We start from the raw sequence: 14,338 nt of genomic DNA, 5'->3' as shown, positions 1-14,338 counted from the left end.
GGTCATCTCACCCTAGGGAAGCGGCCGTCCACCGGCGGGCCGTCATTTCTCCTCCCCCGCGGTCGTGTCCCGCTCCGGCGCGCCCCTGTCCCTCTCCAGCGCCTCGGCCAGCACCTCCGCCAGGTGCCGCCCCTTCACCCCGCCCAGTTGCTCCAGCTGGGTGCGGCAGGAGTAGCCGTCGGCCAGGACCACGGTGTCCGGGGCCGCCTTCCGTATCGAGGGCAGCAGCTGGTCCTCCGCGCAGGCCCGGGAGACCTCGAAGTGGCCCTTCTCGAAGCCGAAGTTCCCGGCCAGACCGCAGCAGCCGCCGGAGAGTTCCCCGGTGAGGCCGGCCGACTCGCGCAGCCGCCGGTCCGGGGCGTCGCCGAGGACCGCGTGCTGATGGCAGTGGGTCTGGCCGGCGACCGGGCGGTCCACGGCGGGCGGGGTCCATCGCGGGGCATGCCGCTCCAGGGCCTCGGCGAAGGTCAGGACGGCGGCGGCGAGCCGGGCCGCGCGCGGGTCGTCGTGCAAAAGCTCGGGCAGGTCGGTGCGCAGGGCGGCCGCGCAGCTCGGTTCCAGCACGACGACCGGGACGCCCGCGCGCAGCACCGGCTCCAGCAGATCGAGGGTGCGGCGCAGCACCGCCCGGGCGCGGTCCAGCTGGCCGGTGGAGACATAGGTCAGCCCGCAGCAGACACGGGCGCGGCGGGCCGGGAGGAGGGAGGGGGCCGGGCTCTCGGCGCCGGACCGCGCGAGGGAGCTCCGGCGGGGCAGCCGGGTCGGGGGGAGGGTCACCCGCAGCCCGGCGGCCTCCAGGACGCGGACGGCCGCGCGGCCGACCGAGGGGGACAGATGCTCGGTGAAGGTGTCCGGCCAGAGGACGACCAGGTCCCCGGCGCCCGGGGTCGGCGCGGCCTTCCGGCGCCGCCACCAGCCGGTGAAGGTGCTCGGGGCGAGCCGGGGAAGCCGTCGCTCGGGTGCGATCCCGGCGAGGTGTTTGGCGGCGGCCGCCAGGGGCGGGACGGCGGCGAGCGCGTTGAGAAGAGGAGCCGTACGGGTGCGGGCGATCCGGCGCAGCCACTCGGGCAGGCGGCCCATGCTGTGGTGGGCGGCGGGGCGGCGCCGGTCCTTGTAGTGGTGGTGCAGGAACTCGGCCTTGTAGGTGGCCATGTCGACGCCGACCGGGCAGTCCGTGCGGCAGCCCTTGCAGGCGAGGCAGAGATCGAGGGCGTCGCGGACCTCGGTGGAGCGCCAGCCGTCGGTGATCAGCTCGCCCGCCAGCATCTCGTGCAGCAGCCGGGCCCGGCCCCGGGTGGAGTGCTCCTCCTCGCCGGTCGCCCGGAACGACGGGCACATCACGGCGGGCCCCGCCCCCGTGGTCGTACGGCACTTGGCCACGCCGACGCAGCGGCGGACGGCCGCGCGGAAGTCGCCGCCGTCGGCCGGGTAGCCGAAGGCCACGTCCACGGGCTTCGCCGGGAGCACGGAGAAGCGGAGGTTGCCGTCGAGGGGAGCGGGGCGGACCAGCATGCCGGGGTTGAGCAGGTCGTCCGGGTCCCAGAGGGCCTTGGCGCGCTCGAACAGCCGGACCGTCTCGGCGCCGTACATCCGTGGCAGCAGTTCGGCGCGGGCCTGGCCGTCGCCGTGTTCCCCGGACAGCGAGCCGCCGTGTGCCACCACCAGGTCGGCCAGTTCCTCCGAGAAGCGCCGGAAGCGGCCGATGCCGGGCTCGGTGAGCAGGTCGAAGTCGATGCGGACATGGATGCAGCCGTCGCCGAAATGGCCGTACGGAGTGCCGCGCAGGGCGTGGGAGGAGAGCAGGGCGCGGAAGTCGCGCAGGTAGGCGCCGAGCCGGGCGGGGGGCACCGCGCAGTCCTCCCAGCCGGGCCAGGCCTCGGAGCCGTCCGGCATCCGGGTCGCCGTGCCGCTCGCGTCCTCGCGGATGCGCCACAGGGTCCGCTGGGCGGCGGGCTCGGTCACCACGAGGGCGTCCACGACATCGGCGGCCCGGACGATCTCCTCCGCGCGGGCCCGGGCCTCCGTCTCCGACTCCCCGCCCGTCTCCACGAACAGCCAGGCGCCGCCCCTGGGCAGTCCGGCCCCGGGGGGCACCAGGTCGGCGGCCATGCCCTCCACCGTCAGCGGGTGGTGCGGCAGGAGACCGGCGGCGGCCTCGGCGGCGGCGCTCTCGTCGCCGTACCCCAGCACCGCGAGGGCGCGGGCGGGCGGGGCCTCGACCAGGCGCACGACCGCCTCGGTGAGGATGCCGAGGGTGCCCTCGGAGCCGCAGAAGGAACGGGCCACGTCGGCACCCTTCTCCGGCAGCAGCGCGTCCAGCGCGTACCCGGAGATGCGGCGGGGCAGGTCCGGGAAGCCGGTGCGCAGCCGGAGCAACTCGCCCTCCGCCAGCTCCCGCAGCCCCTCGGGCACGCCGGCCCAGCCGGGCCCGAGCCGCAACCGCCGGCCGCGCGCGGTGAGCACCTCCAGCTCCGCGATGTTGTCGGCGGTCGTGCCCCAGGCCACCGAGTGGGAGCCGCAGGAGTTGTTGCCGATCATCCCGCCGAGGGTGCAGCGGCTGTGCGTGGACGGATCGGGGCCGAAGCGCAGGCCGTGCGGGGCGGCGGCGCGCTGGAGGCTGTCGAGGACCAGGCCGGGCTGTACGACGGCCGTGCGGGTGCCGGGGTCCAGCTCCACCAGGCGGTCCATGTGGCGGGTGAAATCCAGTACGACCCCTGTGCCCGTGGCCTGCCCGGCGATCGACGTGCCCCCGCCGCGGGCGACCACCGGCACCCCGTGCGTCCGGCACACCTCCAGCGCCGCCGCCACGTCCTCGGCGTCCCGGGGGGCGACCACTCCCGCGGGGACGCGCCGGTAGTTGGAGGCGTCCATGGTCATGAGCGCGCGGGCAGTGGCGTCGAAACGGACCTCGCCGCGGAGGCAGGCGCGCAGCTCCGCTTCGAGAACCGAGAGTGCCGAGACGGCCGGGAAGTCCGAGCGGGCCGGCCGAGCCGAGGAATCCGTCATGCGTTCAGGATGCATCCGATCACCGACCGTCATCGAAAGTTATCCACAGCCCCGCCTCGATCGTCATACAAGCCCATCCGTGATCGTCGTACGACATGACAAGTTTGTGTCCTGGCGTTCTTGTCTCATCCGACGGACACGGTTCCGTCCCGTTTCGCCCACCCGATACCCTCCGAGTCGTGGCCGACATCCAGATTCCCGCTGACATCAAGCCCGCCGACGGACGTTTCGGCGCGGGCCCCTCCAAGGTGCGGACCGAGGCGCTCGACGCGCTCGCCGCCACCGGAAGCTCCCTGCTCGGTACCTCTCACCGCCAGGCGCCCGTCAAGAACCTGGTCGGTAAGGTCCGCGAGGGGATCTCCGAGCTGTTCTCCCTCCCCGAGGGCTACGAGGTCGTCCTCGGCAACGGCGGCTCCACCGCCTTCTGGGACATCGCCACCCACGGGTTGATCGAGAACAAGTCCCAGCACCTCAACTTCGGCGAGTTCTCCTCCAAGTTCGCCAAGGCCGCCAAGCTCGCGCCGTGGCTGGCCGAGCCCACGGTGATCGCGACCGACCCGGGCACCCACCCGGAGGCGCGGGCCGAGGCGGGCGTCGATGTGTACGCCTTCACCCACAACGAGACGTCCACCGGTGTCGCCATGCCCATCCAGCGGGTGGCCGGCGCCGACGAGGGCTCCCTCGTCGTGGTGGACGCGACCTCCGGCGCGGGCGGCCTGCCGGTCGACATCGCCGAGACCGACGTCTACTACTTCGCCCCGCAGAAGTCCTTCGCCTCCGACGGCGGCCTGTGGATCGGCGTCTTCTCCCCCGCCGCGATCGAGCGCGCGGAGCGGATCCACGCGTCGGGCCGGCACATCCCGGAGTTCTTCTCGCTGCCCACGGCGATCGACAACTCCCGTAAGAACCAGACGTACAACACCCCCGCGCTCGCCACGCTCTTCCTGCTCAACCAGCAGCTGGAGTGGCTCAACGGCCAGGGCGGCCTGGACTTCGCGGTCCGCCGCACCGCCACCTCGGCGCGCACGCTGTACAACTGGGCCGAGGACGTCAAGTTCGCCAGCCCCTTCGTCACCGACCCGGCGAAGCGCTCCGCGGTCATCGGCACCATCGACTTCTCCGACGACATCGACGCCGCCGCCATCGCCAAGGTCCTGCGCGCCAACGGCATCGTCGACACCGAGCCCTACCGCAAGCTCGGCCGCAACCAGCTGCGTGTCGCCATGTTCCCGGCGATCGACCCGGCCGATGTCGAGGCGCTGACCAAGTGCATCGACTACGTCATCGAGAAGCTCTGAAACCTCGGGTACGACGGTGAGGGGCGCCCGGCGATCGTGCCGGGCGCCCTTCGTCGTGTCGCGTCCCGGTGGGGTACGGCCCACGGGGCCTCCCGGAGGCTCAGGTGGCGGCCGTACGTTCGAACGGCCGGTCGATGATCGCGACACCGAGGCAGCCGAGCGCGATCACACAGAAGGCGGTCCGGACGGCGTGGGCGATCTGCCAGCGGTCCCGGACCCCCGCCCAGTCGGCCGGGGGCGCCTGCGCGTTCCAGGCGAACTGGTCCAGGTTGATGGGCGCGTTGACCACGAACGTGACCACCAGGGCCAGTACGAGCAGGACGAGCGCCGCGGCGGCGGGCCGCAGCGCCGGGCTTCCCGCCCTGCGCGCGAGGAACACCAGCACCACCACGGCGATGAACGTGGGCACGCTCACGCGCCGCTGGTCAGGAGCCGTCGTCTCTGCTGCTCCGGCGGACACGGGCGATCACTCGCTGGGCCTCGGCACCGTAGACGGCCGATTCCGCGAAGGTGTCCCAGACGCGGCGGTAGAGGGCAATCGTTTCGGCGTCGTCCAGCCAGAGTTCGGCGTGCCAGTCCTCGACCACGACGAGGCGTTCGTCCATGATCCAGAAACTGTTTCCGGGAAGCAGCCTCAGTCCGGCGTCCAGAGGCACGATCCCCAGGTGGATGGTGTCCATACCCACCACGCCGAGCAGACGGTCGAGCTGTGCCGCCAGCACCTCCGGGGGACACACCCGGGAATGCAACGCACCTTCCCACATGACCAGGTCCAATCGTTTACCTGGCTGGTACAGCCACTCCTGCCTTTTCATACGGGCGCGTACCGCTTCCTCGATGTCCCGCGGGGAACTGTGGAGTTCGGCATGCCCGTCAAAGACGTAGCGGGCGTAGTCGGCGGTCTGGAGCAATCCGCAGATGACACCGCTGTCCCATACGTGCAGGGTCCGAGAGCCGGCAACGATGCCGTTCCAAGTCTCCTGTACCGGGCGGTGTCCCGCCGTCAGCTGACGCCGCCAGGAGCGGATCTGGCTCTCAAAGCCCCTGAGGCGAGCGCGTAGTTCATCGAACGCATCGGGCTGTCCGGTGGCTTCGGCCCAAGCCCGCAGATCCTCGTCGGTGGGCGTTTGCCGTCCGTTCTCCAGCTTGCTGATCTTCGACTGGCGCCATCCCAGTCTCTGAGCCAGCTCCGTACCGGTGAGCCGACCGAGGGAGCCTCCGACTCGAAGTTCCCGAAGCCTTCGCCCCAGTTCTTCACGTGCCCTCTGGTAGTCCGTGCTCACCGGTACCCGCTCTTGTCCTTACGCGTCGCTCTGCATTCCCGCCGTGAACTGCTGCCACGGTACGGCGTGATGCCAAGCAGCATCCCGCACCATGGAGCAGCGCACCACCTCTGCGGGCTCGGTGATCAGGTCCACATGCGTGAGCTGGTCGTCGTCATCGAAGCGCAGGAGCGCGATGAGGCGGCTGTCGAACAGCCAGAAATCCTCGGCGGGGAGGTGCAGCCTGTCCGCGTCGGAACGCCACAGATTGCGAATGTCCTCGCCAAGGGTGCTGTTTCGCTTGGCGTTGTCGAGGAGGTAGAGCTGCCCGGTCGTCGGAGGCTGGTCCACGATGCGGACCCGCTCCACTCGCTTGCCCTGCGCGGTCTGGGCGCGGATCGTCTCGCACCACGGATGGTCCGAGTTCCACTTGATCTCACCTGTCTCCACGAACTGCCGCCAGGTGTCGGTCTCCTCGTCACTCGCGTACCGCCGCCGGGTCTCCAGCCGCCACGCGGTGTGCTCGAATGTGCTGAACAGGCCGTTGAACTCGTCCAGATCGATCGACCGCACCTGTCGACTGCGCTCCTTCGGGGTCCAGTCGACCAGCAGATCCCGTGGGACCACGATCGCGAGCTCTCCTTCCGAAAGGTGCTGATGCTGGGCGATGTCTTCGGGGTCGGCCAGCGGGGGGGCCGTGCACGATCACTTCACCGCTGTCGAGATCTTCGTGCACCGAGGGACACCCGCCCCCGCCGCTCCCCGTCCCGTTGAACCGCAACCTGCGTGCCATCTACGACCCAACCCTTGCCTGTTGGCGATGTTGATGGGCTCAGCATGTCGGTGCCTCTGAGTGAATGTCCATGCATCCAGAGTCACCGCGCGAGAATAAGCGAGAATATTCACCTCGCACCCCACTCCCCCTTCCCTACGGTCAACCCGGACCAACCACCAGCCCCCACCGGGCCGAACGGGAAGGCACATCCATGCTGAACGGAAGCGACCTCTACGCGCTCGACATCACCTCCGCCTCCTTCGTCCAGGCCTGTGGCGGCCCCTGTAGTGAAGGGTGCGTCACCCTTGCCCGGATCGGCGCGGACGCCTGGGCGCTCGGGGACAGCAAGCGGCCCGACGTGGCGCCGCTGCGGTTCACCACGGAGGAGCCGAGCATCGCCGGGATCGATCCGGGACGGTTCGGGCTCGCCAACTGACCTTCCCGGCAGCCCCCTTCGGTCCTGGCGGTGCCGCGAGTCCGCCAGGGCCGACCGAGCCTCACGAACAGGACTCCCGGTGCACCACCACGGCTACCTGTGGACCGGCCCCAAAGCGCGGTTCGATCAGGAGGCGTTACGGCGTCCTCCGCATCCCGAGCCGCCCCCGCCCGGCAGTCGGCCCGAGTTGATCGCGCGGTACCGCGAGGTGACCGGCGAGTTCCCGGTCTCGGATCTGCCACCGCTGGAGACCGCCTACTGGCTGCTCAAGCCGGGCTCGCTGGTACGCGGTACATGGCGCTCCGCGCAGGAGGCGGCAGCCTGGATACGGCGACAACTGGAGGAGTTCGCGGGGCGGTTCGCCGGTGAGGAGCAGAGCGACCGGGTGGCGCGGGACGCCCTCGTCGCCTCCGTGGTCGAACGGCTCGGTCACGGAGGCGATGTGGCGCTCGGCTTCTATCTCGAACGACCCGTCTTTCTGTCCCTCTCCCTCGTCACCTGCTCACCGAACCGAGCGCGGCCCGAACTCCCCTGCCCGCGCGGCGAGTCGGCGTCACCCGTTGCGGCGCCGCAGGCGACCCAGCCCGAACAACCCCACCACCACGACCACCAGCGCCACCGCCCCCCAGGTGACGTGCGACCCGCCGGTCACCGAACTGTTCGATGAGCCGTTCCCGGGGGTCGGGGAGGGCTTCGGGCTGTCGGGGGCGTCCTTGGCGATGACCTCGCTGCCGGAGCCCTCGCTGCTGTAGAGGAGTTTCGTGCCGTCGGCCGAGTAGGTGATGCCCTCGCCCTGGCCCTGGAGGGGGACGTCGAGCATTTCGGTGCGTTTGGGGTGGCCGTCGTTCCAGGAGTAGTAGATGCCGCCGAGGTAGCCGCGGACGGCGAGGTGGTCGCCGTCCGGAGAGAAGGTGGCGTCCGTGGCCCAGAGGTCGATGGGGGCGATCGGCTTGAAGATGTTGGCGCCGCTGGTGGAGAGGGTCGCGGGGCCCTCGTAGAGGTGGCCGCCGTCTTCCTTCTTGTCGATGATGTAAACCCGGCCGGTCTTGGGATGGACCAGCAGCGATTCCGCGTTGCGGGGGCCGTTCGCGTACTTCACCACGTACTGGGTGGCCGTGATCGTCTGGTCCTTCAGGACCTTCGGCTCCGGGAGGCGGTAGATCCACACATAGGGCCAGCGGCCGTCGAAGTTGTCTCCGATGTCGCCGACATAGATCTCGTTGTGCGGCCCGATCGAGATCGCCTCGACGTCGCGCGGCGCGCCGATGCCCCGCAGCGTCACCCGGGCCACCGTCTTCCCGGTCGCACCGTCCACCGCGTAGATGTACGGGCCGTCGCCGCTGTCGTTGTGCGTCCAGTAGATGCCGGGGTGGAGATGGGACGCGGCCAGGCCACTGGACTCGGTGATCCGGGGGTCCGTCATCGTGAAGCCCTTGTCCCCGGCGCTCACGGTGCCTCCGGTGCCCTCCGCGGCGGAGGCGGGCAGGGTGCAGGCGCCTGCGAGCAGGACGGCGGCAAGGACGGCGAACGGTCGGCGCATCCCCCAAGCCTGCCATTGCCGCCGGGGGTTCACCCCTCCGGCCACCGCCCGGGCACCCCCACGTGGCGGGCCTCACATCCCACCCGCCGCGGTGATCGTCCATGATGATCGGATGCTCAGGTTCATGCCCGTGGGCGACTCCATGACGATCGGGAGCGCGGGCGAACACACATGGCGTCACCGGCTGTGGCAGCTCCTTCGCGGTACGTACGACCCCGCCGTCACGCTCGTCGGCCCGCGCGAGACGCTGTACGACCAGCAGACCGGCGCCCCGACCTCCCTGGACTACGCCGACCCCGACTTCCCCCGCGCGCACCTCGCGGGCTGGGGCGAGGGCTGGCTGCACATGGCCCCGCTGATCGGTGACGCGATACGCGACTGCCGGCCGGACGTCCTGCTCGTCTCCCTCGGCCTGATCGACCTCGGCTTCTACACCAACGCCGAGCAGACCGCCGAGAACGTCCGCGCCTTCATCACCGCCGCGCGCGCCGCCGACCCGTGCGTCCGCATGGTGCTGCTGCCGGTGACACCGAACGTCCGCGCCGAGTCCGACGCCCCCTTCGCCGACCAGGTCGCCCTCTTCAACGTCCTCCTCGCCAAGGCGGTCGCCGACCTGGACGAGCCCCGGTCGCCGATCCTGCTGGCGTCGCCGCCGCCGTCGTACGACATCCACGTCGACACATACGACGGCACCCACCCCAACGCGAGCGGCGAGCACCGGATCGCGGAGGCGTTCGCGGGGGCGATGCGGGAGGCGTGGGGAATCGGACGGGCGTGCGCGGCTAGAACAGTTTGAGCAGTTTGGCTGGTTTTCGGCGTCTCTTCGTCACTGTGCGTATCGTTGTACCGCGCGGCTGCATCTTTTACTCGGCAGCCGGGGAGGAGCGCCACGATGACCGTCCTTGAAGACAGGATCGAGATGGCCGACGCCGACGCAAAAGCCATGAACCTGGACGAGTGGTTCGAGCGCCTCGAGCGGATGCCCGTCCCCGAAGGATTCAGGGTCGAGATCGTCGGGGGCAACGTCTACATGACGCCGCAGCGGGACACTCACTGGGGAATCATCCGCCGTATCGTGCGGGCACTGGAGGACAGGTTCGGGATGGACGTGCCGGTGTTCTCGGACGTCCGTATCGACTTCCCCGGCGAGGCCAACGGCTTCTGCCCGGACGTCGCCATGCTCGACGAGGCGGCGAAGAAGGACGACTCGGGCCATTGGCGCCACCAGGACGTCCGATTCGTCGCCGAGGTCATCTCGAAGGGCACGGCGACGAACGACTACGGCCCGAAGAAGACGGCGTACGCCACCGCCGAGGTGCCGGTCTACCTCATCGCCGACCCCTACCAGGGCAAGTGCCATCTCCACTCCGAACCCAAAGACGGTGAATACCTCAGTGAGCTGACGGTCGTCTTCGGAACGGACATCGATCTGACCGCCTCCCTCGGCCTCACCCTCAAGACCGATGCGTTCCCGCGCGACTGACCCGCCCTTGCTTTGAGCCCACTCCAAGCCGTTGGCTTACGACCATGAAGTACACGCAGCTTGGACGCACGGGACTCAAGGTCAGCCGGCTGGTTCTCGGGACGATGAACTTCGGGCCGCAGACGGACGAAGCCGACAGTCACGCGATCATGGACGCGGCGCTGGACGCGGGCATCAACTTCTTCGACACCGCCAATGTGTACGGGTGGGGGGAGAACAAGGGCCGGACCGAGAGCATCATCGGGAACTGGTTCGCCAAGGGCGGTGACCGCCGGGACAAGGTCGTGCTCGCCACCAAGGTCTACGCCAACATGGCCGCCGAGGGCGACGCCTGGCCGAACCACGACAAGCTCTCCGCGCTGAACATCCGGCGCGCGGTGGACGCCAGCCTGAAGCGGCTCCAGACCGATCACATCGACCTCTACCAGTTCCACCATATCGACCGGAGCACCCCCTTCGAGGAGATCTGGCAGGCGATCGACACCCTCGTCCAGCAGGGCAAGATCCTCTACGTCGGCTCCTCCAACTTCCCCGGTTACAAGATCGCCCAGGCCAACGAGACCGCCGCCCGCCGCGGCGGCACCATCGGCCTCGTCAGCGAGCAGTGCCTGTACAACCTCGCCGAGCGCCGCGCCGAGATGGAGGTCATCCCGGCCGCGCGGGAGTACGGCCTCGGGGTCATCCCCTGGTCCCCCCTGCACGGCGGGCTGCTCGGCGGTGTGCTCAAGAAGGAGGTGCAGGGCGGACGCCGTGCCTCCGGGCGCGCCGCGGACACCCTGGCCGACCCGGCCGCCCGCGCGCGGATCCAGTCGTACGAGGATCTGCTCGACAAGCACGGCCTGGAGCCCGGCGAGACCGCCCTGGCCTGGCTGCTCACCCGTCCCGGTGTCACCGGTCCGATCGTCGGTCCGCGTACGGCGGAGCAGCTCCGGTCGGCGCTGCGGGCCGTGGAGCTGGAGCTGAGCGAGGAGCTCCTGACCGGACTGGACGAGATCTTCCCGGGCCCGGGGCCGTCCCCGGAGGCCTTCGCCTGGTAGGAGACGTGCGGGGGGCGGGGAGCTCTTGGTCCCGCCCCCCTCGGGCGCACAGCCAACCGCTACCTGACGGCCGCCGCCACCGCGACGACCACCAACATGAGAACAAGCGCACCGGCCATGATCCGGTTCCGGGTTTTCGGGTCCACGCATCGAGCCTAACCGGACGCCCCGCACACCCAGCGCCCGACCGCCTCGTACCGCGGCTGCTCACCCCGCACCCCCGACCTCGGCAGGTTGCTCCGCACCAGCGCCAGATCGGTCACCCGCCAGCTCCGGCCGGCGAACTCGCGCAGCAGCTCCACGTACGGTCCCATGTCCACCGCCTCCCGGCCGCGGGCCAGCGTGAGGTGGGCCTGGTAGCGGCGGTGCTCCTCCATCCGCAGCCCCGCCTTGCGGCCCGCCGCTTCCGCACGGGCCGCCAGCAGGCGCAGCGCGTCCACATCGCCCGCCGCGCCGGCCCACAGCGCGCGGCCGTGGCCGAACTGGCCGCCGCCGTTGAGCGCCAGCTCGAAGGGGTCGGTGTGCCGGGCCGCGCGGGCCAGGCGGGCGGACAGATCGGGTACGACGTCCTCGGCGACCTCGCCGTAGAAGGCGAGGGTGAAGTGCCAGCCGGGGCGGCCCGTCCAGCGCAGCCCGTCGGCGCCCGGCAGCCTCCTCAACCGGTCGACCTCCAGGGCCAGTTCGGCGGTGATGTCCTGCGGCGGCAGCACAGCGGCGAAGAGTCTCATGCCTTCACGATCCCAGAGCCGCCCGGGCATGATGGCCGCCATGACGATCACGATCCGCACGGGCGGCCCCGACGACACCCCCCTGATCCTGGCCATGCTGGACAGCTCCGTGGAGTGGCTGGTGGCCCAGGGTCGCGCCGGGCAGTGGGGCACCGAGCCCTGGTCGGCGAATCCCAAGGCGGTGGAGGTGGTGCGGCGGTACGCCACCACGGGCACGCCGTACTTCGCCGAGATAGACGGTGTACCGGCCGCCACCCTCACGCTCTCCGACGCCCCCGGCAGCTATCTGGAGCCCGCCGACGAGCCCGAGCGTTACATCCACCTGCTGGCGTCGGACCGCCGGTTCAAGGGGCGGGGCGCCGGTGCCGCGCTGCTCGCGCACGCGGCCGAGGTGACCCGGCGGGCCGGGGTCTCGCTGCTGCGGGTGGACTGCTACGCAGGCGACGACGGCAAGCTGGTCGCCTTCTACGAGCGCAACGGCTTCGTCCGCACCGAGGCGTTCACCCACGGTGCGGACGAGTGGCCGGGGCAGGTGCTGGCCCAGAGGGTCCGATAGTCACACCGGTGCCGGTACCCTCCGGACTGCCCCACGGACGGGGACGGGACGGTCACGCCGCCGTGGCGAGCTCCTCCCGCTGCCGCGGCACGAACCGCAGCCGCGGCGTCCCCCGCTCCCAGCCCACCGACAGGCGCAGACCGCCGACGCGGGCGAGGACCAGACCGATGACGGCGGCCGCGACCGCGGAGACGACACCGCCGAGGGCGAAGCCGACCCGGGCACCGTAGGTGTCGGTGATCCAGCCGATGACCGGGGCGCCGAGCGGGGTGCCGCCCATGAAGACCATCATGAACAGGGACATCACCCGGCCGCGCATGGCCGGGTCGGTGGCCATCTGCACGGTGGTGTTGGCGGTCACGTTGACCGTGAGGCCGCAGATCCCGATCGGCACCATCAGCACCGCGAACAGCCAGTACGAGGGCGCCAGCGAGGCCACGATCTCCAGCGCTCCGAAGGTGAGCGCGGCGAGGATCAGCAGCCGCATCCGGGCCGAGCCGCGGCGGGCGGCCAGCAGGGCGCCGCCGAGGGAGCCCGCGGCCATCAGGGTGTTGAGGAGGCTGTAGCCACCGGCGCCGACATGGAAGACATCGTCGGCGAAGGCGGACAGCCACACCGGGAAGTTGAAGCCGAAGGTCCCGATGAAGCCGACGAGGACGACGGACCAGATCAGTTCCGGGCGCCCGGCGACGTACTGGAGGCCCTCCCGCAGCTGGCCCTTGCCGCGCGGGGTCCGCTTGACCGGGTACAGCTCGCGGGCGCGCATCAGCAGCAGACTGGCGATCGGCGCGGCGAAGGACAGACCGTTGGCGAGGAACGCCCAGCCGGTGCCCACTCCGGTGATCATGAGGCCGGCGACGGCGGGGCCGACGAGGCGCGCGGACTGGAAGTTCGCGGAGTTCAGGCTGACCGCGTTGTGCAGCTGGTCGGGGCCGACCATCTCGGAGACGAAGGACTGCCGGGCGGGGTTGTCGACCACCGTGGCGAGTCCGACGAAGAACGCGGCGAGATAGACGTGCCAGACCTGGACCTGGCCGGTGAGGGTCAGCGCGGCGAGCGCGAGACCGCTGAGGGCCATCGCGGACTGGGTGACCAGGAGCGCGGGGCGCTTGGGCAGCCGGTCGACGAGGACGCCGCCGTAGAGACCGAACAGGAGCATCGGCAGGAACTGCAGGGCCGTCGTGATGCCGACGGCCGCGGAGGAGCCGGTGAGGCTCAGGACGAGCCAGTCCTGGGCGATGCGCTGCATCCAGGTGCCCGTGTTGGAGACGACCTGGCCCATGAAGAAGAGGCGGTAGTTCCTGATCTTCAGCGAGCTGAACATCGAGGACTTGCGGGCGGGGGTAGTAGGGGCGGTCGGTGCGGGGGCGGAAGGTGTTCCGGATCCCGTACTCAAACGGATTCGCCTCCTCAGGCTGCTGCTTTACAGGTGTGCGAGTTTTTCCAGCACGGGGGCGGCGGCGCGCAGCTTCGCCCACTCGTCCTCGTCGAGGCCGTCGGCGAGGTTCGCCAGGAACGCGTTGCGTTTGCGGCGGCTCTCTTCGAGCATCGCCTCGGCCTGCTCGGTCTGGGTGACGACCTTCTGGCGCCGGTCCTCCGGGTGCGGTTCGAGACGGACCAGTCCCTTGGCTTCGAGCAGCGCGACGATGCGGGTCATCGAGGGCGGCTGGACATGCTCCTTGCGGGCCAGCTCGCCCGGCGTGGCCGAGCCGCAGCGGGACAGGGTGCCGAGCACCGACATCTCGGTGGGGCTGAGCGACTCGTCCACCCGCTGGTGCTTGAGCCGACGGGACAGCCGCATCACGGCGGAGCGAAGGGAGTTCACGGCGGCAGCATCATCGCCATGGTTGAGGTCCGGCATGTCCTTAGCGTAACTCATTACTCTAACTAAAGACCAATGCGGCGCACCCCTGCGCCCGTGATGCCCGCCACTGAGGCTCCCCAAAGCTTCCATCACCCGTATGAGTGAGTCGCTGCCGGAAAGTGACGCATCCGCGGGGCGGCCGCGGCGACCCTCGTACCCATGGGGACCACTGTGCTCAGCCTGCGGATAGACGGGGAGCTGCTCGAACGGCTCCGGCAGCACGCGGCGAAAAGAGGAATGAGCGTGCAGGACTATGTGGTCCGCACGCTCATTCGTGACGACTTCGACCAGCGGTTCCAGACCGCCGTCGAGGAGACGGAGAGGTTCTACGGCGTCAGGTGAGACCCCGTGGA

The 14,338-nt window shown here is 70.4% G+C and carries 14 protein-coding genes and 2 pseudogenes; 8 read left to right on the top strand and 8 right to left on the bottom strand.

The window, feature by feature from the left end:
• Positions 1–42: 42 nt before the first annotated feature.
• Entirely contained in the window at positions 43–3,006 is a 2,964-nt protein-coding gene (locus HEP81_RS21355; RefSeq protein ID WP_051850010.1) for an FAD-binding and (Fe-S)-binding domain-containing protein, read from the bottom strand.
• A 179-nt stretch (positions 3,007–3,185) separates the two neighbouring features.
• Here HEP81_RS21355 and serC point away from each other — a divergent pair, with 179 nt between their 5' ends.
• Complete coding sequence (gene serC, locus HEP81_RS21350) at positions 3,186–4,304, top strand: phosphoserine transaminase (protein WP_037653307.1); 1,119 nt, start codon at positions 3,186–3,188, stop codon at positions 4,302–4,304.
• A gap of 100 nt (positions 4,305–4,404) precedes the next feature.
• Here serC and HEP81_RS21345 read toward each other — a convergent pair whose 3' ends face one another.
• The 3 genes and pseudogenes from HEP81_RS21345 to HEP81_RS21335 form a co-directional block, all read right to left on the bottom strand.
• Entirely contained in the window at positions 4,405–4,719 is a 315-nt protein-coding gene (locus HEP81_RS21345; RefSeq protein WP_051849991.1) for an anthrone oxygenase family protein, read from the bottom strand.
• Between the two features lie 10 nt (positions 4,720–4,729).
• Positions 4,730–5,587 (bottom strand): helix-turn-helix domain-containing protein, encoded by an 858-nt coding sequence (locus tag HEP81_RS21340; RefSeq protein WP_037653308.1) that lies wholly within the window; start codon positions 5,585–5,587, stop codon positions 4,730–4,732.
• An 18-nt stretch (positions 5,588–5,605) separates the two neighbouring features.
• A pseudogene (locus HEP81_RS21335) lies at positions 5,606–6,359 on the bottom strand (DUF6879 family protein).
• 193 nt (positions 6,360–6,552) lie between these two features.
• Between HEP81_RS21335 and HEP81_RS21330 the strand changes: the two are divergent.
• Both HEP81_RS21330 and HEP81_RS21325 read left to right on the top strand, forming a co-directional pair.
• Entirely contained in the window at positions 6,553–6,777 is a 225-nt protein-coding gene (locus tag HEP81_RS21330) for a hypothetical protein (RefSeq protein WP_037653309.1), read from the top strand.
• Positions 6,778–6,856: 79 nt separating this feature from the next.
• A pseudogene (locus tag HEP81_RS21325) lies at positions 6,857–7,315 on the top strand (hypothetical protein); the annotation flags it as partial.
• A 15-nt stretch (positions 7,316–7,330) separates the two neighbouring features.
• Here the strand turns inward: HEP81_RS21325 and HEP81_RS21320 are convergent.
• Complete coding sequence (locus HEP81_RS21320; protein ID WP_037653311.1) at positions 7,331–8,317, bottom strand: PD40 domain-containing protein; 987 nt, start codon at positions 8,315–8,317, stop codon at positions 7,331–7,333.
• Between the two features lie 112 nt (positions 8,318–8,429).
• On the opposite strand from HEP81_RS21320, the gene HEP81_RS21315 reads away from it, so the two are divergent.
• The 3 genes from HEP81_RS21315 (at position 8,430) to HEP81_RS21305 (ending at position 10,837) form a co-directional block, all read left to right on the top strand.
• On the top strand, positions 8,430–9,113 hold the full coding sequence (locus tag HEP81_RS21315) for a GDSL-type esterase/lipase family protein (RefSeq protein WP_037653312.1): 684 nt from the start codon (positions 8,430–8,432) through the stop codon (positions 9,111–9,113).
• A gap of 96 nt (positions 9,114–9,209) precedes the next feature.
• Entirely contained in the window at positions 9,210–9,800 is a 591-nt protein-coding gene (locus HEP81_RS21310) for a Uma2 family endonuclease (RefSeq protein ID WP_037653313.1), read from the top strand.
• Between the two features lie 44 nt (positions 9,801–9,844).
• Positions 9,845–10,837, top strand: a complete 993-nt coding sequence (locus HEP81_RS21305) for an aldo/keto reductase (protein WP_037653314.1) — start codon at positions 9,845–9,847, stop codon at positions 10,835–10,837.
• A 155-nt stretch (positions 10,838–10,992) separates the two neighbouring features.
• Here HEP81_RS21305 and thpR read toward each other — a convergent pair whose 3' ends face one another.
• Complete coding sequence (gene thpR / locus HEP81_RS21300; RefSeq protein WP_037653505.1) at positions 10,993–11,565, bottom strand: RNA 2',3'-cyclic phosphodiesterase; 573 nt, start codon at positions 11,563–11,565, stop codon at positions 10,993–10,995.
• Between the two features lie 40 nt (positions 11,566–11,605).
• Here thpR and HEP81_RS21295 point away from each other — a divergent pair, with 40 nt between their 5' ends.
• A complete protein-coding gene (locus HEP81_RS21295; RefSeq protein ID WP_037653506.1) occupies positions 11,606–12,121 on the top strand; it encodes a GNAT family N-acetyltransferase in 516 nt (171 codons plus the stop codon).
• A 52-nt stretch (positions 12,122–12,173) separates the two neighbouring features.
• Here the strand turns inward: HEP81_RS21295 and HEP81_RS21290 are convergent, their stop codons facing one another.
• Both HEP81_RS21290 and HEP81_RS21285 read right to left on the bottom strand, forming a co-directional pair.
• Positions 12,174–13,517, bottom strand: a complete 1,344-nt coding sequence (locus HEP81_RS21290; RefSeq protein WP_093679327.1) for an MFS transporter — start codon at positions 13,515–13,517, stop codon at positions 12,174–12,176.
• A 27-nt stretch (positions 13,518–13,544) separates the two neighbouring features.
• Positions 13,545–13,982 carry a MarR family winged helix-turn-helix transcriptional regulator gene (locus tag HEP81_RS21285; RefSeq protein ID WP_037653316.1) on the bottom strand — a complete coding sequence of 146 codons (438 nt, stop codon included), beginning with the start codon at positions 13,980–13,982 and terminating at the stop codon, positions 13,545–13,547.
• Between the two features lie 162 nt (positions 13,983–14,144).
• On the opposite strand from HEP81_RS21285, the gene HEP81_RS21280 reads away from it, so the two are divergent.
• Positions 14,145–14,327 carry a ribbon-helix-helix protein, CopG family gene (locus HEP81_RS21280; protein ID WP_037653317.1) on the top strand — a complete coding sequence of 61 codons (183 nt, stop codon included), beginning with the start codon at positions 14,145–14,147 and terminating at the stop codon, positions 14,325–14,327.
• The last annotated feature ends 11 nt before the right edge of the window (positions 14,328–14,338 follow it).

This window comes from Streptomyces griseofuscus (assembly GCF_014673495.1).
In the GTDB taxonomy this organism is placed as follows: Bacteria; Actinomycetota; Actinomycetes; order Streptomycetales; family Streptomycetaceae; genus Streptomyces; species Streptomyces murinus.
The sequence above is the reverse complement of the archived record's forward strand: the minus strand, read 5'-3'. Positions and strand labels throughout refer to the sequence as shown.